The sequence below is a fragment of the Kitasatospora sp. NPDC033851 genome, assembly GCF_055576085.1.
Genome location: NZ_JBVIRL010000037.1, coordinates 1 through 14,751, shown reverse-complemented (window position 1 = coordinate 14,751; position 14,751 = coordinate 1). Strand labels below are relative to the sequence as shown.

Annotated in this window: 35 protein-coding genes; 31 read left to right on the top strand and 4 right to left on the bottom strand. The window is 70.0% G+C overall.

Going from position 1 to position 14,751, the window contains the following annotated elements; genetic code table 11:
* Positions 1–51 precede the first annotated feature (51 nt).
* Complete coding sequence (locus ACZ51D_RS38935; protein WP_465665008.1) at positions 52–270, bottom strand: prevent-host-death family protein; 219 nt, start codon at positions 268–270, stop codon at positions 52–54.
* Between the two features lie 57 nt (positions 271–327).
* Here ACZ51D_RS38935 and ACZ51D_RS38930 point away from each other — a divergent pair, with 57 nt between their 5' ends.
* From ACZ51D_RS38930 to ACZ51D_RS38875, 12 genes are all read left to right on the top strand, one after another.
* Positions 328–747 (top strand): endonuclease domain-containing protein, encoded by a 420-nt coding sequence (locus ACZ51D_RS38930; RefSeq protein WP_465665006.1) that lies wholly within the window; start codon positions 328–330, stop codon positions 745–747.
* Between the two features lie 87 nt (positions 748–834).
* Complete coding sequence (locus ACZ51D_RS38925; RefSeq protein WP_465665004.1) at positions 835–1,185, top strand: hypothetical protein; 351 nt, start codon at positions 835–837, stop codon at positions 1,183–1,185.
* A 60-nt stretch (positions 1,186–1,245) separates the two neighbouring features.
* Positions 1,246–1,485 (top strand): hypothetical protein, encoded by a 240-nt coding sequence (locus ACZ51D_RS38920; protein ID WP_465665002.1) that lies wholly within the window; start codon positions 1,246–1,248, stop codon positions 1,483–1,485.
* Positions 1,486–1,864: 379 nt separating this feature from the next.
* Complete coding sequence (locus ACZ51D_RS38915) at positions 1,865–2,206, top strand: hypothetical protein (protein WP_465665000.1); 342 nt, start codon at positions 1,865–1,867, stop codon at positions 2,204–2,206.
* 12 nt (positions 2,207–2,218) lie between these two features.
* Positions 2,219–2,422 carry a hypothetical protein gene (locus ACZ51D_RS38910; RefSeq protein WP_465664998.1) on the top strand — a complete coding sequence of 68 codons (204 nt, stop codon included), beginning with the start codon at positions 2,219–2,221 and terminating at the stop codon, positions 2,420–2,422.
* A gap of 39 nt (positions 2,423–2,461) precedes the next feature.
* A complete protein-coding gene (locus tag ACZ51D_RS38905) occupies positions 2,462–2,866 on the top strand; it encodes a hypothetical protein (RefSeq protein ID WP_465664996.1) in 405 nt (134 codons plus the stop codon).
* Positions 2,863–3,036, top strand: coding sequence for a hypothetical protein (locus ACZ51D_RS38900; protein ID WP_465664994.1), 174 nt, complete (start codon positions 2,863–2,865; stop codon positions 3,034–3,036). The genes ACZ51D_RS38905 and ACZ51D_RS38900 overlap by 4 nt, the downstream gene beginning before the upstream one ends.
* The gene (locus tag ACZ51D_RS38895) at positions 3,033–3,221 is read left to right on the top strand and encodes a hypothetical protein (protein ID WP_465664992.1); all 189 of its coding nucleotides are present in this window, start codon (positions 3,033–3,035) and stop codon (positions 3,219–3,221) included. Before ACZ51D_RS38900 ends, ACZ51D_RS38895 begins: the two co-directional genes overlap by 4 nt.
* Entirely contained in the window at positions 3,218–3,556 is a 339-nt protein-coding gene (locus ACZ51D_RS38890) for a hypothetical protein (RefSeq protein WP_465664990.1), read from the top strand. Before ACZ51D_RS38895 ends, ACZ51D_RS38890 begins: the two co-directional genes overlap by 4 nt.
* Before the next feature lie 19 nt (positions 3,557–3,575).
* Positions 3,576–4,034, top strand: a complete 459-nt coding sequence (locus ACZ51D_RS38885) for a hypothetical protein (RefSeq protein ID WP_465664988.1) — start codon at positions 3,576–3,578, stop codon at positions 4,032–4,034.
* Between the two features lie 3 nt (positions 4,035–4,037).
* Positions 4,038–4,322: a hypothetical protein gene (locus ACZ51D_RS38880; protein ID WP_465664986.1), complete on the top strand. Its 285-nt coding sequence runs from the start codon at positions 4,038–4,040 to the stop codon at positions 4,320–4,322.
* Positions 4,323–4,325: 3 nt separating this feature from the next.
* Complete coding sequence (locus ACZ51D_RS38875) at positions 4,326–5,063, top strand: hypothetical protein (protein WP_465664984.1); 738 nt, start codon at positions 4,326–4,328, stop codon at positions 5,061–5,063.
* Between the two features lie 201 nt (positions 5,064–5,264).
* Here the strand turns inward: ACZ51D_RS38875 and ACZ51D_RS38870 are convergent, their stop codons facing one another.
* Positions 5,265–5,453 (bottom strand): hypothetical protein, encoded by a 189-nt coding sequence (locus ACZ51D_RS38870; RefSeq protein ID WP_465664982.1) that lies wholly within the window; start codon positions 5,451–5,453, stop codon positions 5,265–5,267.
* An 85-nt stretch (positions 5,454–5,538) separates the two neighbouring features.
* Between ACZ51D_RS38870 and ACZ51D_RS38865 the strand changes: the two genes are divergently transcribed.
* The 17 genes from ACZ51D_RS38865 to ACZ51D_RS38785 all read left to right on the top strand — a co-directional run bounded on the left by ACZ51D_RS38865 (position 5,539) and on the right by ACZ51D_RS38785 (position 11,349).
* Entirely contained in the window at positions 5,539–6,132 is a 594-nt protein-coding gene (locus tag ACZ51D_RS38865) for a hypothetical protein (protein ID WP_465664980.1), read from the top strand.
* Positions 6,133–6,191: 59 nt separating this feature from the next.
* The gene (locus ACZ51D_RS38860) at positions 6,192–6,347 is read left to right on the top strand and encodes a hypothetical protein (protein WP_465664978.1); all 156 of its coding nucleotides are present in this window, start codon (positions 6,192–6,194) and stop codon (positions 6,345–6,347) included.
* Positions 6,344–6,529 (top strand): hypothetical protein, encoded by a 186-nt coding sequence (locus tag ACZ51D_RS38855; protein ID WP_465664976.1) that lies wholly within the window; start codon positions 6,344–6,346, stop codon positions 6,527–6,529. The genes ACZ51D_RS38860 and ACZ51D_RS38855 overlap by 4 nt, the downstream gene beginning before the upstream one ends.
* A gap of 9 nt (positions 6,530–6,538) precedes the next feature.
* Positions 6,539–6,715: a hypothetical protein gene (locus tag ACZ51D_RS38850; RefSeq protein ID WP_465664974.1), complete on the top strand. Its 177-nt coding sequence runs from the start codon at positions 6,539–6,541 to the stop codon at positions 6,713–6,715.
* 5 nt (positions 6,716–6,720) lie between these two features.
* Positions 6,721–7,086: a helix-turn-helix domain-containing protein gene (locus ACZ51D_RS38845; RefSeq protein ID WP_465664972.1), complete on the top strand. Its 366-nt coding sequence runs from the start codon at positions 6,721–6,723 to the stop codon at positions 7,084–7,086.
* 50 nt (positions 7,087–7,136) lie between these two features.
* On the top strand, positions 7,137–7,397 hold the full coding sequence (locus tag ACZ51D_RS38840) for a hypothetical protein (RefSeq protein WP_465664970.1): 261 nt from the start codon (positions 7,137–7,139) through the stop codon (positions 7,395–7,397).
* A 58-nt stretch (positions 7,398–7,455) separates the two neighbouring features.
* Positions 7,456–7,620, top strand: a complete 165-nt coding sequence (locus tag ACZ51D_RS38835) for a hypothetical protein (protein WP_465664969.1) — start codon at positions 7,456–7,458, stop codon at positions 7,618–7,620.
* A 30-nt stretch (positions 7,621–7,650) separates the two neighbouring features.
* On the top strand, positions 7,651–8,298 hold the full coding sequence (locus tag ACZ51D_RS38830; protein ID WP_465664967.1) for a hypothetical protein: 648 nt from the start codon (positions 7,651–7,653) through the stop codon (positions 8,296–8,298).
* Positions 8,299–8,301: 3 nt separating this feature from the next.
* Positions 8,302–8,649, top strand: a complete 348-nt coding sequence (locus ACZ51D_RS38825; protein ID WP_465664965.1) for a hypothetical protein — start codon at positions 8,302–8,304, stop codon at positions 8,647–8,649.
* Positions 8,646–8,879: a hypothetical protein gene (locus tag ACZ51D_RS38820; RefSeq protein ID WP_465664963.1), complete on the top strand. Its 234-nt coding sequence runs from the start codon at positions 8,646–8,648 to the stop codon at positions 8,877–8,879. Before ACZ51D_RS38825 ends, ACZ51D_RS38820 begins: the two co-directional genes overlap by 4 nt.
* On the top strand, positions 8,876–9,280 hold the full coding sequence (locus ACZ51D_RS38815; protein ID WP_465664961.1) for a hypothetical protein: 405 nt from the start codon (positions 8,876–8,878) through the stop codon (positions 9,278–9,280). Before ACZ51D_RS38820 ends, ACZ51D_RS38815 begins: the two co-directional genes overlap by 4 nt.
* Complete coding sequence (locus ACZ51D_RS38810) at positions 9,277–9,507, top strand: hypothetical protein (protein WP_465664959.1); 231 nt, start codon at positions 9,277–9,279, stop codon at positions 9,505–9,507. Before ACZ51D_RS38815 ends, ACZ51D_RS38810 begins: the two co-directional genes overlap by 4 nt.
* Positions 9,504–9,755 (top strand): hypothetical protein, encoded by a 252-nt coding sequence (locus tag ACZ51D_RS38805; RefSeq protein WP_465664957.1) that lies wholly within the window; start codon positions 9,504–9,506, stop codon positions 9,753–9,755. The genes ACZ51D_RS38810 and ACZ51D_RS38805 overlap by 4 nt, the downstream gene beginning before the upstream one ends.
* Complete coding sequence (locus ACZ51D_RS38800; RefSeq protein ID WP_465664955.1) at positions 9,752–10,129, top strand: response regulator transcription factor; 378 nt, start codon at positions 9,752–9,754, stop codon at positions 10,127–10,129. The genes ACZ51D_RS38805 and ACZ51D_RS38800 overlap by 4 nt, the downstream gene beginning before the upstream one ends.
* The gene (locus ACZ51D_RS38795; protein ID WP_465664953.1) at positions 10,126–10,860 is read left to right on the top strand and encodes a hypothetical protein; all 735 of its coding nucleotides are present in this window, start codon (positions 10,126–10,128) and stop codon (positions 10,858–10,860) included. The genes ACZ51D_RS38800 and ACZ51D_RS38795 overlap by 4 nt, the downstream gene beginning before the upstream one ends.
* Positions 10,857–11,021, top strand: a complete 165-nt coding sequence (locus ACZ51D_RS38790; RefSeq protein WP_465664951.1) for a hypothetical protein — start codon at positions 10,857–10,859, stop codon at positions 11,019–11,021. The genes ACZ51D_RS38795 and ACZ51D_RS38790 overlap by 4 nt, the downstream gene beginning before the upstream one ends.
* A gap of 130 nt (positions 11,022–11,151) precedes the next feature.
* Complete coding sequence (locus ACZ51D_RS38785) at positions 11,152–11,349, top strand: hypothetical protein (RefSeq protein WP_465664949.1); 198 nt, start codon at positions 11,152–11,154, stop codon at positions 11,347–11,349.
* A 353-nt stretch (positions 11,350–11,702) separates the two neighbouring features.
* On the opposite strand, the gene ACZ51D_RS38780 is transcribed toward ACZ51D_RS38785, so the two are convergent.
* Entirely contained in the window at positions 11,703–12,215 is a 513-nt protein-coding gene (locus ACZ51D_RS38780) for a hypothetical protein (protein ID WP_465664947.1), read from the bottom strand.
* 147 nt (positions 12,216–12,362) lie between these two features.
* Here ACZ51D_RS38780 and ACZ51D_RS38775 point away from each other — a divergent pair, with 147 nt between their 5' ends.
* A complete protein-coding gene (locus ACZ51D_RS38775) occupies positions 12,363–12,653 on the top strand; it encodes a hypothetical protein (RefSeq protein WP_465664945.1) in 291 nt (96 codons plus the stop codon).
* A 26-nt stretch (positions 12,654–12,679) separates the two neighbouring features.
* Here ACZ51D_RS38775 and ku read toward each other — a convergent pair whose 3' ends face one another.
* A complete protein-coding gene (ku, locus tag ACZ51D_RS38770) occupies positions 12,680–13,582 on the bottom strand; it encodes a non-homologous end joining protein Ku (RefSeq protein ID WP_465664943.1) in 903 nt (300 codons plus the stop codon).
* A 213-nt stretch (positions 13,583–13,795) separates the two neighbouring features.
* Between ku and ACZ51D_RS38765 the strand changes: the two genes are divergently transcribed.
* The gene (locus tag ACZ51D_RS38765) at positions 13,796–14,239 is read left to right on the top strand and encodes a GIY-YIG nuclease family protein (RefSeq protein ID WP_465664941.1); all 444 of its coding nucleotides are present in this window, start codon (positions 13,796–13,798) and stop codon (positions 14,237–14,239) included.
* Positions 14,240–14,751 lie beyond the last annotated feature (512 nt).

Sequence of the window (14,751 nt, the reverse complement as noted above, 5' to 3'; positions counted from 1 at the left end):
CAGCACAAATGGCCGCACGGCATAGGCCGGCGGCTGGCGGGGCGGGGTTGCTCAGTCCCGCGGGACGTGCCCGGTGAGGATCGCGGCGGCCGCGTCGACGCCGCCGACCTTGCGAATGAGTTCGCCCAGTTCGACGGGTACGACGGCGGCCTGTGGCTTATCCCGGCGGGTGAGGAAGACGCAGCGGCGCAGCAGGCGCACCGAGGCGATGACATCGGTGATGTTGGCACGGGCTTCAGAGATCGGGATGTCGTCGGTGTTGTGATCCATGCGTCGATGATACCCAAATCACTGCTTGCACAAAAGGGCGGGTTGTACAATAAGACGGTGCGCTACATAGAGCGGCCCATGCCGCATCGACTGACCCAGAATCGCCACTCCAAGAGTGGACTGCCCTGCCATCACTTCGACTTGCACGGCCTGACATGCGATGAGTACGACGACATGCGGAGACGTGCCGGTGATCGCTGCGAGATCTGCCACACCCCCGAGGCAGAGACGGGTGGTCGCCGGCTGGTCATCGATCACTTTCAGGCGCGGCGGATGTGGATCGTCCGCGGCCTGCTCTGCGATGGCTGCAACTCCCTGATGTCGAAGTTCGATGGAACAAAGAACTGGGGGCCACGCCGCGCTGAGCGCGAGCCGCTGGCCAGGGCCTACCAGGACCGCTGCTGGCAGCAGATCTCAGGCGAGGAGCGGTCCCGAATGGAAGCGATCCAGGAGAGGCTACGAAGTCGTCGCCCTTAGCGTCTTGTTGTACAACTCGCCGTGTTGTACATTTGGAGCACAAGGAACGGCGCCGGGCCGGACCAAGCAGCTGAGCTGGAGCGCAACATGCGCCGCACGATCACCGCCATCCGCCGCACCATCCAGGCCGCCCGCACGGTCCACTACCTCGACCTCAACGACCCGCGGCTCACCACCATCAGCAACTACCTGACCAGCCTCGGCGCCGACGAGAAGCTCATCCGCTCCACCAAGTCCGTCCTCGGCGGCCGCATCAAGAAGGCGTTCGCCAACGCCGGCATCACCCGCCCCGGCCTGCTGACCCGCATCAAGCCCCGCAAGGCGCACCGTTCCTGGCTGAAGGTGACCCCGGGCTACCTGCCGGAGCAGCTGCCGATCCTCGACCGGGTCATCGCCTGCTACCCGAAGACCGCCCACCTCGTCCCGGAGGTCGGCTGAACCAACTTCGCCGCCAACCAGCCCGCCCACCCGCACGCCAACTGCACGGAAGGCGCACAGATGACCGCCGAGAAGTGGGAGCCCGCCGCCTTCAAGGACTTCCAGCCCGGAGACACCATCCAGTTCTGGACCAACGACAACGGATACGGCGGCCTCGGCGAGGTATGGCGCACCGGCACTGTCACCAAGGTGACCGCCAAGACGATCGTCATCGACTGCGAGAGCAACCTGCTCGGCAAGCGGGCCGTCATCCGCTTGGCCGACTGGTCGCGCCGCTGCCCCATGAAGGGCATCTCGTGAACTCGAACCCGTCCGACGCCGAGATCGAACTCCTCCTCGCCGCATGCGGCCTGCGGCTCCCCCGCGAGTTGAAGCCCTGCGGAACAGTGGCCGCCTATCACCGGCACCTCGACCACGGCGAGAAGCCGTGCGAGGCGTGCACGACCGCGAACCGCGAGTACGGCAGGCAGCTGCGGACCCGACCGCACACCCGGCTGCGCCCCATCAAGCATGGAACGCCTGGCGGCGCCGACGCTCACCGCTATCGCGGTGAGGGAGCCTGCGGGGCCTGCGCAGAGGCGTACCGGGCGGATCGTCGGCGCCGGGCTGCTGTTCGCCGCACGGCTTGAAGCCCTCGCCAGCTGGCTCCCCCCGCGCCATTCACCCCTGAGGAGATCTGATGAACACCCAGTCAGTCACTGACGCCACCCGCACCCGCCACGAGATCTTCCTTCGTCAGACCATCGCTCATGCCGTGGGCATCGCCCGCGGTCCGCGCGGGACGACCGGCGCCCACGCCGACGCGTCCGTGAACGCCTGGTGGGCGCACCGCCTTCTGGGTGCTCTCGCCGACGTGATCCCGGCGGCCGAGCTCGCGGTGTTGCTGAGCGACATCAGCGAGGAGCTGGAGATGGGTGGCGCGCATGAGGCCGCGTACGTCGACGCGGTTGCGATCGGGATCGACGTGGACGCGTTGACCGCGCACGTCGAGGCCAAGTTCACCACCCAACCCGCCGCCTGAGGAGACCACCCGATGCGAGCCACTCACACCGTTCAGTTCGGCCTCGACGCGGTCGATGCTCTCGGCCCCGCACCCACCACCGCGCCCACTCCGGCCAAGAAGCCGGCCACAAACCCGTTCGGGGCTGTCATCCGCTACCCGATGCCCGAAGGTGCGGCCGAACCGTACGCCGAGATGTACGTCCGCCGCCGCAACCACCTCGGCCACTGGTACTGACCAGCCGTCTCCACCAACCCGCCGTCTGAGGAGACCACCGTGACCACCGCCTTCGTCATCAGCGGCAGCAGCCGCTACCACGCCGACGCCTCCTGCCAGGCCCTCGACAGTGCCCGCCTCAACCACGGTGGCGGCACAGTCCTCCAGACCCACGACACCGCCGGCCACACGCCGTGCCTCGTGTGCGTCGACACCGACCGCACCGAGTGGGCCGTCACGCCGAAGACGCTCGGCGAACTGCTGGAGATCGTCGGCCCGTCGAAGCCCCACTGGGCTCCGCTCCCGGCCGGAGCCGTCGGGGTCAGCACGCGGGTCGACGGCCTCACCGTCCTCGCCCACCGCCGGCAGCCCCGCACCGTGGCCCGCTTCGGCGACACCATCCGCCGCCACGCCGACGGCACCTGGACCGTCCAGACCACCAAGGCCTCCGAGGAGCGCCCGTGATCGCCTGCCCGCACCCCAACTGCCCGCTCGACCTCGGCGACGACTTCGAGGTCAACACCCTGTACGGCACGACCGGGCCCCGCATGTACGTCGAGTGCCCGGACGGCCACCGCTTCGAGGTCGACGTCATCCCCATGCCCGAGCCCATCACCGAGGAGACCACCCGATGAGCACCCTGACCGCCGCACTGTCCGCCTGGGAGCGGGCCGCGGCCCTCGCCGCCGGAAGCCACGGAACCCTCAGCCACGAGATCACCATCCGGGACCTCGCCACCGGCCACACCGTCACCTACCCGATCACCCCCGGCCAGGCCGCCGACCTCACCCAGCGACTCACGCAGGCGCCCAGCCGATGAGCACCCACGTGACACCTGTGCCCGAAGCCACGCACTACGGCATCGACGTCACCGCGATCGGTGAGGACGGCGACCTGCTGGCGTTCGGCCACCACGACCCGCGTCGCGTGCTGGCCGCGTTCAACCGCCATGCCCGAATCGAGTGGGGACTGGCCAACCTCGCGGACTGCCGGTCCGCCTGCGCCAGCGACGCCATCGTCCAGATCGCCACCGGATGGGGCCGATTTCGCAAGCCGGCACCGGGGACGGGCGAGGACCCCGACTGGGAGTGGGTCATGGACGAATGCGCAGCCAGCGTCGAGCACGCCGTTCCGTACACCCGATACCGCGCCTGACCGCCGAGGAGACCACCCGATGAGCCCCGACGACATCCCGACCGAGATCACCAAGCTCGTCTACAGCGACCCGTCCGGCATCGCGCTCAGCCAGAACCAGCTCGCCGTGTTCCTCGCCCACTACTGGCCCGACATCAAGGCCCACATCCTGCGAGAAGCCGCCACTCAGCAGCGCGAGGTCGCGGACCGGCTCCCGGACCACCTCGACGCCGTCCGCCCGCTGATCAACCGGCTCGCCGACCTGATCGACCCGGATGCCCTGGTCTGGTTCGCCCCGGCCCGAGTCCGTGACGCCGCTACCGACCTGCTCGCCGCCACTGAGGCCGCTCGTGTCCGCTTGTGGCTCATTGAGCAGGCTCTCCAGGACATCGACGCCAGCCAGGACCCGGCCGGGATCGTCGGCAACGTCGGCCCGTACCTCGACGGCCCCCTCCATCCCGACTGGATCGCCGCCTACCACGCCACCCAGGAGGGCTGAGCCATGACCGTGCCCCAGGCCGACCTCCCCGATGCCCTGGTCGCCTACTTCGCCCAGCGGGAGACCGCCCGCCTCGACGCCGTCGCCGACCTCCTCACGGGCCTCACCGAACGCGAACGCCTGCTGGTCAAGGAGGCGGCCGTCATGGGCTGGGTGCAGGGCATGCGGCACCACGACATGGAGTACCCCGGCGACCGGCAGGCCCTGATCACCGTCATGGACGCCTGCATCACCTTCCCGGACCTCTACCCGACGATCACCAACCACACCTCTGAGCAGGAGGCCTGAGCCATGACCGAGCCCGCCGACCGCAGCGACCCGACCCGGTGCATCTCAACCCACTGGTTCCTCCTCCTCGGGTGCGAGTTGCCCCGCGGCCACCGCGACAACTGGCACCAGGGCCGTGACGCCGCCAACACCACGATCCGCTACCGGCGCACCATCGGCGTCACCGAGGCGTACCGCGACGGCGAATGGCAGCCCACCGACGTGCCCACACCCGACGGCCTGGACTGGCAAGCCACCGAGTCCGTCCTCAACTTCGCCGGCCAGCGCGGCGACACCGACACCATCACCGTCGTCGACGGCCTCACCCGGCAGAACGACGCGCTGCTCGCCCGGGTCCGGGAGCTGGAGGCCGAGAACCAGCGGCTCGCCAAGGACTACGCCGCCGAGGAGCGACTGCACACGCAGACCATCACGGAGCGCGACACGTACCACGACATGGCCGACGCTCTCGCTGCCGCCATCGCCCCGGTCGAGATCATCGGCGAGCACTCCTCCGACAACTGCCCCTGGCAGAACGCCCTCGACCACGCCGCCGAGCAGCAGCCCGATGGACCCGCCCTCACCGGCTGGGCCGCCGACATGGCCGACGCCAGCCTCACCCCCTACGACGGTGCCCTCACCCTCGACGCCGACGACGCTCCGTTCGTCCGGCTGCACTTCGCCTTTGCCGAGGACATGCCGGACGCGGACCGCCTGCGCTTCCTCACCCAGCTCGGCCGGATCATCCTCGCCAAGCTCTGACGGCCGCGCACGGCCCGCAGACAGCCGCCTGACGGCCCCGCAGCCCCGCACCGGACCACCAGCCCACCCGGCGCCCCGAACAGGCGTCCACGGGCCGCCCCGCCGACCACAGGAGCCACCGATGCAGCAGCCGACCGACACCGCGTCAGGGCAGCACGAAACGCCGCGCGGCGTCGACCGGCGGCTACGGGGCGGTGCGACTCAGGCCTTCGGCGGCTCAGGGCGCTTCGGGAGTCCGGCGTCGGGCCGGCCGGTGTGCCACTCCATGAACTGGCGGAGCAGGGCGGAGCGGTCGGAGCCGACGGCCTTTGCGGACTGTTCGAAGTCGTCCCAGAGGTCGCCGGGGATGCCACGGAGTCCGCGGACGGGGTGCTTGTGCATGTTGGCCATGACCAGATCATCGCAGGGTGGTTGACCACCTGTCCAGGGTGTGCTTATCTAAAGGTGGTCAACCACCCGTGAACTGGAGAAACCGATGGAACTCACCCACATCCGCACCGAGAACGGCACCACCACCCTCACCACCACCCTCATCACCACCCGCGCCGCCCTCGACGAGATCAACGCCGGACAGATGGATCCGGCGGTGCGGCGCACGATTCGCGAGATGTCGTACGGCCCCCGTAGCGGCGCGATCATCAAGTACCGCGACGGCCGGGACGTCCGCATCCGCCGCGCGACCCCGGAGGAGATCGCCGAGCACACCACGCCGGCCAAGTTCCAGCCCGGCCAGCACATCGTGGTTGGCAACGGCACCGTCCAGACCGTGGTGAAGATGGCCGACCGCATCGGCAACGAGCCCCAGCGCGTCGAGGTCGAAGGCGGCCTCCAGTGGCTCGCCGACGACTGCGAGCCCGCCCCGGCCGCCCCCGAGTACCGCACCCTCAAGGGCGCCAAGGTCGGCGACGTCATCACCCTCTGGACCCGCGGCGGCAACAAGGGCCCCGCCGGTGACCTGATCACCGTCACCATCGCTGGCACCAGCGGCGGCTGGCGCGTCACCAGCCCCGACAGCGACCGCCCCTGGTTCCTCGGCGGCACCGGTTCCAAGTACTGGGTCGTCGCCTGACCCGCCACCGGGCGGCCGGCACCTACCGGCCGCCCACCACACCCACCACGGAGACCCACATGGCCACCGCCGCCGAAACCCGCGCCATCCTCACCGCCGCAGCTGAGCGAGTCCGCGCCCTGCTGATTCGCGAGCCGATCGACGACACCGAGCACGCCATCAACGCCGTCATCGACACCGCCGCCCGCGCCGTTCTGGACGGCGGCGACCGGTGACCGACACCCCGCCCGACGACACCGACCTCGATGAGCGTGAGCGCCGCCTCCGCGCCGACATCCAGGACGCCCGCGAGGCCTTGAACCGCGCCCGGGGCCGGTTCGACCAGCTCTGCGAGGAACTGCTCGTCCTGCGCTATGAGCGCCAGCAGCGGGCCGCCGCCCGCGCCACGACCAGCTGAGGAACCGCCATGGACCCGCTCATCATCCGCTGGAACCGCACCGTCATCCACCCCAACCTGCACAACCCCGACGGCCACACCATCGTCTGCTGCCTCACCGACGACGGCCGGCCCGTCGCCCTCCTCCTCGACGACGAACACCGCGAGGCCCTCGGTCTGCTCCTGGTCGACCCCGAAGGCGAGTGAGCGCCATGCAGCCCACCGACACCGACACTGACAACCTCAACCACGTTGCCATCGACCGCGTCGTCACCGGCCGGCGTCGCGGAGGCGACCTCACCCCCGCCGAGAAGCGCCACGCCGCCGCCCTGATGCGCGAGCACGGCCTCACGTACGCCGCGATCGGAGCCCGACTCCGCGTCCACAAGGACACCGTCCGCACGTGGCTCCGCCCTGCTGGCGGCTACGAGCCCCGCGATCTGATCCCCTGCCCGTCCCGCGCCGCCTACCACCGGCACCTCGCGGCCGGTGAGGACTGCCCGCCCTGCCGGCGCGCCAACGCCATCGCCGACGCCCGCTACCGCCGCACCGGCACCACCCGCCAGCTGACCCCCTGACGCCCGACGCCGCCCGCGGGCGGCCCCAACCACCCGCCCAGGAGGACACCGTGACCAGCATCCCGATCAAGCCGATCACTCTCACCGCCGGAACCATCACCGAGATCGAATGGCTCGACCCCAACCGGCCCCACACAAGCCCCGACGAACGCGGCTGCCCTGACTGCGGCCAGGACGCCTATGACTCGGGCTGCACCGCCGAGGACTGCAACGGCTGGGGCTGCCCCGACTGCGGCACCGGCTGCGACCTCGACTTCGTGGACGCCAACGAGGGCGGCCGCTGCGCCGCTGCCATCGCCGACGAGGACTAGCCCGCCCGGGCCTGCCGTCACCCGGCGGGCAGGCCCCAACCCGACCCGAGGAGCACCCGTGACCCTTGACCCAGACCTCGTCGCCAGTCTGTGCTCCGGCCGGTGCGCCACAGTCAGCCCCGAGCTGCCGGCCGAGCATGACGACGACTGCCCCGTCTCGGCGTTCGCCGGGCCTGAGGCCAGCTGGCCCGACGGCTACCGCCGCGACTACTGGCCGTACTGACCACCCCCACCTCCTAACCGAGGAGCCCCCGTGCCCCATCAGACCCCCGCCCAGATCGCCTACGAGGCGTACGGCGCCGCCACCGGCGGTCTCACCCACGACGGCCGCCCCATGCCCACCTGGGACCAGCTCGGCGACCGCATCCAGCGCGCCTGGGCCGCAGCAGCACTCGCCCTCGGCCTGGAACGCACCGTGCCACAGCCCACGTACAGCGAGGCCTGGGCCGAACTGACCGGCTACGTGCAGGAGGCCGTCGAAGACGGCGGCACCATCGCCCCCGCCGACCTCGCCGCCTACATGCGCGAGCTCAGGCACGACGCGCTCGCCGACGTCCGTGAGTGGGTGACGCGCACCGCCACCGGCGTCGCGGGCAAGCCGACCAATCAACGCCCGCTGCTCGACACCAACGCCATCCAGACCAGGTACGACAACAACCTGGCCAATCTCACCCTGCCGAGCGCCTGCCCTGCCCACCCCATCGCCGACGACGTGCCCGCCATGCTCGCCGAGATCGCCCGCCTCCGCGACCACATCCGCACCCTGCAGGTCACCTGCGCCGTGTGCGCCGGGCCGGTCGGCTACGTTGACTGCCCGACTGGCGGCTGGTGGGCCCACCAGAACCACCCTGCCGACGACCACGACGCCGAACCCGTCCAGCGCGGCAGTCAGGAGGCCTGAACCGTGACCGACCGCCCCGCCGACCTGCTCGCCGCCGCAGCCAACCGGCTCCGCGAAGCCGCCAACGAGGCCGTCCACAACGGCCGCACCACCTGGATGCTCGGCAACACCCTCGGCACCAAGACCGCCGTCGTCCTCGACGACCCGGACAAGCCCACTGTGCTGATCGAGACCTACGCCGAGCGCCTGGAGCGCGTGAACGCCTACCTGGCGCTCGTCGGGCCCGCCACCAGCCTCGCCGTCGCCGACTGGCTCGACGACGCTGCAGAAGGCGACGCCCACGGCGAGCACAATCCGTACGCCCTCGCGGTGGCCCGCGCGGTGCTCGGCCAGGACGGCGGCCAGCAGTGACCGACCACACTGTCCGCCCCGGCCAGGTCTGGGCCAACAGGTACGACAGCGGCAGCAAGTTCCGCATCGAGTCGGTCGACGACACCCACGCCACCGTTGTCCCCGTCACCATCACCCCGCAGAACGCCGTCGTGCTGCGGCCCGGCCGACAGACCCGCATCCGGCTCGCCCGGCTCCGCACCGGCACCGGCTACCGGCTCATCCGCGACGCCCAGGAAGGCCAGCAGTGACCCTCGAACCCCACGTCCAGGCCACCCGCTACACCGTCAACTGCATGCCCCCGGACTCGGCGCCGGACGCCCACCTCTGGGCCCTGCACGTCGAACTCGGACGCGATGGCTACTGGTCCGTGACCGACGGACACCAGTACCTCGACGACAACTCCATCTGGCACCACACCCGCTGGGAGGCCGGACCGCTGACCCTCGGCAACGCCCTGGCGATCGCCGAGGCAACCGCCCCATACCTGGCGGTGAACGGATTCTCCGGATCAGGCGCTTGCGCGCATCGCCCGCCTCCAGGCCGAGCCCACCGCGTGACCGGGTCCCCCTGGCTGGTCCAGGCCGGCGCCCTCTACGGCGCCGGCCTCGCGGCAGCCCTCCTCGCACTCCACCCCCGGAGACGCACATGAACCCCGACCTCGCCGCCCTGCTCGCCTGCAGCCCCCTCGCAGCCTGGTGGGCCTACCGCATCCACACCGACCGGAGGACCCCTATGCCCGACCTGCCCGACGACATCGGCATCACCCCCGCCACCGGCAACCGGCCCGCCATCCTCTGGGCCCGCTACGGCAACACCACCGAGTTCTACGCCGTCCGCGACACCATGCCCGCCGACGGCGAGGAGCCGCAGCCGTGACCCGCGCCGAAGCCCTTGCCCGGGCAGCCGAGTGGGCCCACGGCGCCGAAAAGGCCCTGGAGGACTCCACCCAGGCCCACGAGGATGCCCGGCGCCTCATGGCCGAACCCGGCGGCTACTCCACCCCCGAGGTCTCGCGTCTCATCTCGCTTGCAGACAAACGATCCGACGATGTCCACATCCTGCTGGCGATAGCCCAGACCTGGGCCGCAATCGCCGCAGCCACACCCGAGGAGCCGCAGCCGTGACCACGTGGCAGCCCACCACCGGCGCCGCACTCACCGACCGTGAACTGCAGTACCTACGACTCATGGCCGACGGCCACACACGCGACAGTGCCGCACGGGCCATGGGCATCAGCGAGGGCGGCGCCAACCACCACGCCCGCCACGTGCTCATCAAGCTCGGCGCCGCGTCCATGGCCCAGGCCGTCTGGAAAGGCCGCCGACTCCTCACCCGCCGCCCACCGGACGACGTCCCCGCCGCCTGTCCGACCGGATGCGCAGGCGACCGCGGCGCCTACCGCCAGCACCTGCGCCGCAAGGAGACGGCGTGTGCCGCCAGCCGCCGCGCAAACGCCGCCCACACCCAGCAGTACCGCCAGAACAGGAGAGCCGCATGATCCCCGAGCAGGAGACCTACCAGCAGCAGCTCACCCGCATGCGCGACGAGGCACTCACCCGGGCCGTCCGAGCCGAGCGCGATGTCCGGGCCGCCGAGGACGAACTCGGCAAGCACCGGCGCCAACGCGGTGATCTCATCGAACGAACCCGCGTCGCCGAAGCCCGCGCTAACGCACTCGCCACCACCCTCGATGACGTCCTGGGCACGTTCATCCACAAGGTCCACCCCGGGTATGCCGGACTCCAGTCGATGATGATCCCGGCAGCCGAGGTCGACAGGTGGCGCCAGGTCCTGGCGAGCGCCCGTACCGGCCGCCCCGACCCGATCGAGCGCGACCACAAAGCGCGGGCCGAGCAGGCTGACGCCGAGATCACGCCGCCCCACCGCGGCCACCTCGACCAGGACGCCCGGTCGATGCTGCTGAACCTCCTTGCCCAGTGGGGGATGCAGAGCGGCCACGGAGCACGAGCCATCGTGGACGAGGCGCTGAGCAGGCATGCTGCCGAGCTGGACCGTGCAGCCGCCACCGCGCCGCTCATCTGCTGCGACGAACGCCACCAGGAACGCGTGGCCGCGCTCACTGCCCGCGCCGAGCAGGCCGAGGCCCGCATCGACGCCGTCCGGGCGCTCGCCGACGAGCTGGACACCGCCGAGGCCTACGGCGGCCTGGCCGACGGCTACCAGGACGCCGCGGACCGGATCCGCGCGGCCCTCGAAGCCCGGCCGTGACCGGCGACATTGAGGCGTTCGTCGACTGGTGGCTCGACGCCAGCGACGAAGACCGCCAACAGTTCATCGCAGACAGCCTGCCGGCCTCCGCCGAACGTCCATCGGTGGTTGACGTCATCCGCGACCTCGCCGACTGCCGGCCGGGAAGCGCCACCTGCTGACCGGCCGCTCCGCACCGTGACGGCCCCGGCGCTCTTGCGTGAGCGCACGAATCGTTCCAGCTGGCCGGGCCATTTTCGGTGACCCGTTCGGGCTCTGGCTGGCGATTTTCGGGGCCGCTACAAAGGATCCATGAGCAATCCCGAGTACGTCCCGGTCAGCGCCGCGCACCTCCGCAACTTCTTCGATGCCGACGGCAAGCCGCTGGAAGGCAGGAGCAAGTGCCCGACGTGTGGCCGGACCGATCTGTTCCAGCTGGACTTCTCGAACGGCCAGGTGATGCGGTTCTCCAGCCCGTGTCACGCGTTCGAGGTGCCGACCCCCAGCTGACCAGTGTCCTGCCCGCTGCGCCCGGCCGATTGGTCGGGCGCTTTCGTGTGTTCGATGGGCTGGTCGTCGCCGCGGAGGTTGGCGAGGGCGTCGGCGATGAGCCAGGCGAGGGGTTCGGCCTGGGCGATGGGGAGGTGTCCGACGGGTTCCCCGTCGATGACCCACTTGAGGAAGACGCCGGCACGGGGCTTCGCGGACTGGGAGAGGCCGGCGTAGACCCAGCCCTGTTCGCCGCGGGCCGCGAGGTTGGCTTGCTGGTTGGGGACGTCGCAGTGGGCGGGGTCGCACCAGGTGGGGTGGAGCGGGGGGCCACATCCCCAATCCTATCGAATACAGGTTCGATTTAATGCCAGCTATGCGAGACTCTCGCGCGCGACGTCATCGAGCGCATCGAGCAGCTGGCCTCGCAGCTCACCCCGGCTTCCGTACTCACCCACAAGACCGATCTTCTCCAGCCGATCCCGCAGCTGGTCCACGGCGCCAAGATCCTGTGCGAACTTGCTCGCATCCCGCCGGCTGACCCTTCGCTGGCAGAAGTACGTGAGCACCCGCTTGCCAGCCGTCCGGAACTGTTCCAGCTCGTGGACTGTCCCGGAGTCTCCGTCGACAGAGCCGCCGATCTTCATCCAGAACAGGGCGATGCAGATGTCCGAGGCGCGCACGAGCTTCTCGTCGATCATCTTTTGGCCTGGCTTGCGCAGGTCGGGGAACACGTTGGTTTCCCACCGCACTGGCACGAACACGACGCTTGTCGTCTCGGACGATCTCCTGGCGGACCACTGGGCCAGCACATCTCTCACGAGCTCTCGTTCTTCAACATCGCTGGGGGATCCGATGAAGGCCCGGATGACTTTGGCGTTGTACATAGCCACAGCCTCAGGCTGGAGCTGCCGCAGCCGCGATGTTTGCTAGCCCATCGGAATGTGTCTCTTTGATGCGGCGGGGGACTGCCGGAACCATTGACTCCGCATGATCGCGGGCAGATCCTGGCCACCTCTCAGGGAGGAGCCCTCATGCCCGATCCCGCCCCGAATCCCACCGTGACCGTCAGAGTCGGCACAGACCCTTGCCCGCGGTGTAGCCGGACCGTTGTCCTCACTGCACACATCACGCTCGGCGACGGCTTCGACCTGCACCTGTGCCGCCGCTGCGACGCCGGGGCCACGGCCGGTGGCCGACTCCTCGCTGTTCTCGGGCTGCCGGACGGCCAGCGGCCGATGGACCTGTTCAGGGAGTTCACCGCGGCATGGCTCCGCGACGGCGCAGCAGTCTACGGATGGCACCAGGTGCCGCCAGCGGACTGAACAGGTGGGACGGTGCCGGACGCCTGTCAAGACGCGAGTCGGCTCTTGCCCGGATCTCCCCCGCCCGGACGCCGGCGGCTGGTTCCGCCAGTGGTCCTTTTCGCTGCCGTGGTCTTCTTCGCAGGGCGGGCCGCCGGGGTCTTCGGATGCTCCTGTGCAGCCCGATCCAGCGCCTCCTGCAGCAGTGCAGTCAGGTCGAGCACCTGGGCCTGCTCCAACACCTTGGCGTCCGGAGCGTGCGGGGCCGGCAGCCCGGCGGCCTTCGCCTCCACGACCTGGGTCAGGGCGAGCGTGTACTCGTCCTCCTCGGCGTCGGGTTCGAATCCCTCGCTGTAGGTGTCCATGAGCTGCCTGGCCAGCGCAATCTCTTCCGGGCGCAGCTCGGCGGTCTTCGGGGCGAGTCCGGCGGGGCTCTTCACTTCGTCGGGCCACAGGAGGGTCACCATCGTGAGGACGTCGCCGCGGGTGCCGATCGCAACGAGGTTGTCGCGGGTGCGGATGGCGGTGCGGGCGATGGCGACCTGGTTGCTTTGGGTGAGGGCTTCGCGGAGTAGGGCGTAGGGCCGTGCTGCGCCTGGTGTGGAGGTGGTGAGGTAGTAGGCGCGGTTGTAGTGCATGGGGTCGACGCGTTCGGCGGGGAGGAAGCCGAGGATGCGGATTTCGTTGGTGTCGGGCATGGGGAGGGAGTCGAGGTCTTCGCGGGTGAGGACGAGTGTGCGGCCGTCGGGCAGCTCGTAGCCGTGTTCGATCTCGTGCTCGGGGACCTCGATGCCTTCGTGTTCGCAGACCTTGCGGTAGCGGATGCGGGCGCCGTCTTGGGCGTGGACCAGATGGAGCGGGACCTTGTGCTCTGTGGTGGCTGTGACGATGCTGACGGGCACGCTGACCAGGGAGAACGTGAGGACTTTCTTGGCGATCACTGTTGGCACGGCGCGCTCCAGGTGTACCCCCTGCTGGTCGTCTTCTCAGTCCATCGGTGCCGCCCGGTGATCGCATCCCGGCCGGGGTGTGTCAGGCACGGGTGGGATAGTGCGCAGATGATCCCTGTAGATGTCGGGAGCGGCAGTTCTGGTGCGTGCCGTGACTGCGGCCGGCACTCCCCCGGCCGCTGGCCCGGCGGCCGCTGCCGCCCCTGCTGGAACGTGCAGCTCGAACTCCGTCGTGAAACGCGCGCCGCCGGCCCGACGGCCTTGTACCGCTGCTACGACCAGGACGGCTGGCTGCTGTACATCGGCACCAGCCTCGACCCGAAGCGCCGGTTCCGGGAGCACGCGACGTGGTTCGGCTGGTGGCCTGCGGTCGCACGGATCGATGTCGAGTGGCTGCCGTACGGGTTCCCGCGGTCGATGAAGACGGAGCATGCGGCAATCTGGCGGGAACGGCCGGCGTGTAATGCCGAGCCGGGGGTGGTGGTGGAGGAGTGCGGGCCGCCGATGGAGGGCGGGGCGTGGTTCGACCGTGGGGCGCAGTTGCGGGAGTGGCGGCGCTGGTTCGCGGTGTGGCGGGACTGCCAGCTGCAACCTGCGGAGTTCGCGGCCCGAATCTCCGCCGCGCAGCATCTGGACGACCGCATTCCGCAGGCGTAGCGTTCCCCGCCACGAGGGGTGGCACCTGGGTACCCGGCAGTTGGGTGTCCAGGCCCTGGCGGTGGTATCGGACTGCCGTGCATCGCTGCGCCCTGTCGCTTCCCAAGGGCGGCGGGGCGCAGTCATGCACGAAGACGACAGTCGCCGTCGCGGCCCCACAGGGCCCGTTCCGCCCTCCTGTCCACCCGGGTGCTTGCGGGCCGCAGGCCGGTTCCTGGCCTGCGCAGGAGTCATATCTGCCGCAGGATCAGCTGCCGGCGCACACGCCGCGGGGACAGCCTCCGCAGCAGTGCCTGCAGCGCAACATCTGGACTCTCCCGTCTCGCCGAACACCACTGCGCCCCGCCGAGGCTCAAGCTCGGCGGGGCGCAGTTCTGTTCCACCTGGGGCCTGGACTCGCAGCGGAACGCGGTCTACTGATTTTGTCGGGTCATATGAGAGCCACTGCTCCGGGGTGAACGGGAGCCAGGTCTAGGCCGTTCGTGGTGGAGACGTACTCGACCATGGCGGGT

What these genes read in the sequence shown, in the direction of transcription:
- ACZ51D_RS38935 (WP_465665008.1), bottom strand. Translation starts at nt 270, where the DNA reads ATGGATCACAACACCGACGACATCCCGATCTCTGAAGCCCGTGCCAAC.
- ACZ51D_RS38925 (WP_465665004.1), top strand. Translation starts at nt 835, where the DNA reads ATGCGCCGCACGATCACCGCCATCCGCCGCACCATCCAGGCCGCCCGC.
- ACZ51D_RS38920 (WP_465665002.1), top strand. Translation starts at nt 1,246, where the DNA reads ATGACCGCCGAGAAGTGGGAGCCCGCCGCCTTCAAGGACTTCCAGCCC.
- ACZ51D_RS38915 (WP_465665000.1), top strand. Translation starts at nt 1,865, where the DNA reads ATGAACACCCAGTCAGTCACTGACGCCACCCGCACCCGCCACGAGATC.
- ACZ51D_RS38910 (WP_465664998.1), top strand. Translation starts at nt 2,219, where the DNA reads ATGCGAGCCACTCACACCGTTCAGTTCGGCCTCGACGCGGTCGATGCT.
- ACZ51D_RS38895 (WP_465664992.1), top strand. Translation starts at nt 3,033, where the DNA reads ATGAGCACCCTGACCGCCGCACTGTCCGCCTGGGAGCGGGCCGCGGCC.
- ACZ51D_RS38890 (WP_465664990.1), top strand. Translation starts at nt 3,218, where the DNA reads ATGAGCACCCACGTGACACCTGTGCCCGAAGCCACGCACTACGGCATC.
- ACZ51D_RS38885 (WP_465664988.1), top strand. Translation starts at nt 3,576, where the DNA reads ATGAGCCCCGACGACATCCCGACCGAGATCACCAAGCTCGTCTACAGC.
- ACZ51D_RS38880 (WP_465664986.1), top strand. Translation starts at nt 4,038, where the DNA reads ATGACCGTGCCCCAGGCCGACCTCCCCGATGCCCTGGTCGCCTACTTC.
- ACZ51D_RS38875 (WP_465664984.1), top strand. Translation starts at nt 4,326, where the DNA reads ATGACCGAGCCCGCCGACCGCAGCGACCCGACCCGGTGCATCTCAACC.
- ACZ51D_RS38870 (WP_465664982.1), bottom strand. Translation starts at nt 5,453, where the DNA reads ATGGCCAACATGCACAAGCACCCCGTCCGCGGACTCCGTGGCATCCCC.
- ACZ51D_RS38865 (WP_465664980.1), top strand. Translation starts at nt 5,539, where the DNA reads ATGGAACTCACCCACATCCGCACCGAGAACGGCACCACCACCCTCACC.
- ACZ51D_RS38860 (WP_465664978.1), top strand. Translation starts at nt 6,192, where the DNA reads ATGGCCACCGCCGCCGAAACCCGCGCCATCCTCACCGCCGCAGCTGAG.
- ACZ51D_RS38850 (WP_465664974.1), top strand. Translation starts at nt 6,539, where the DNA reads ATGGACCCGCTCATCATCCGCTGGAACCGCACCGTCATCCACCCCAAC.
- ACZ51D_RS38845 (WP_465664972.1), top strand. Translation starts at nt 6,721, where the DNA reads ATGCAGCCCACCGACACCGACACTGACAACCTCAACCACGTTGCCATC.
- ACZ51D_RS38810 (WP_465664959.1), top strand. Translation starts at nt 9,277, where the DNA reads ATGAACCCCGACCTCGCCGCCCTGCTCGCCTGCAGCCCCCTCGCAGCC.
- ACZ51D_RS38795 (WP_465664953.1), top strand. Translation starts at nt 10,126, where the DNA reads ATGATCCCCGAGCAGGAGACCTACCAGCAGCAGCTCACCCGCATGCGC.
- ACZ51D_RS38785 (WP_465664949.1), top strand. Translation starts at nt 11,152, where the DNA reads ATGAGCAATCCCGAGTACGTCCCGGTCAGCGCCGCGCACCTCCGCAAC.
- ACZ51D_RS38780 (WP_465664947.1), bottom strand. Translation starts at nt 12,215, where the DNA reads ATGTACAACGCCAAAGTCATCCGGGCCTTCATCGGATCCCCCAGCGAT.
- ACZ51D_RS38775 (WP_465664945.1), top strand. Translation starts at nt 12,363, where the DNA reads ATGCCCGATCCCGCCCCGAATCCCACCGTGACCGTCAGAGTCGGCACA.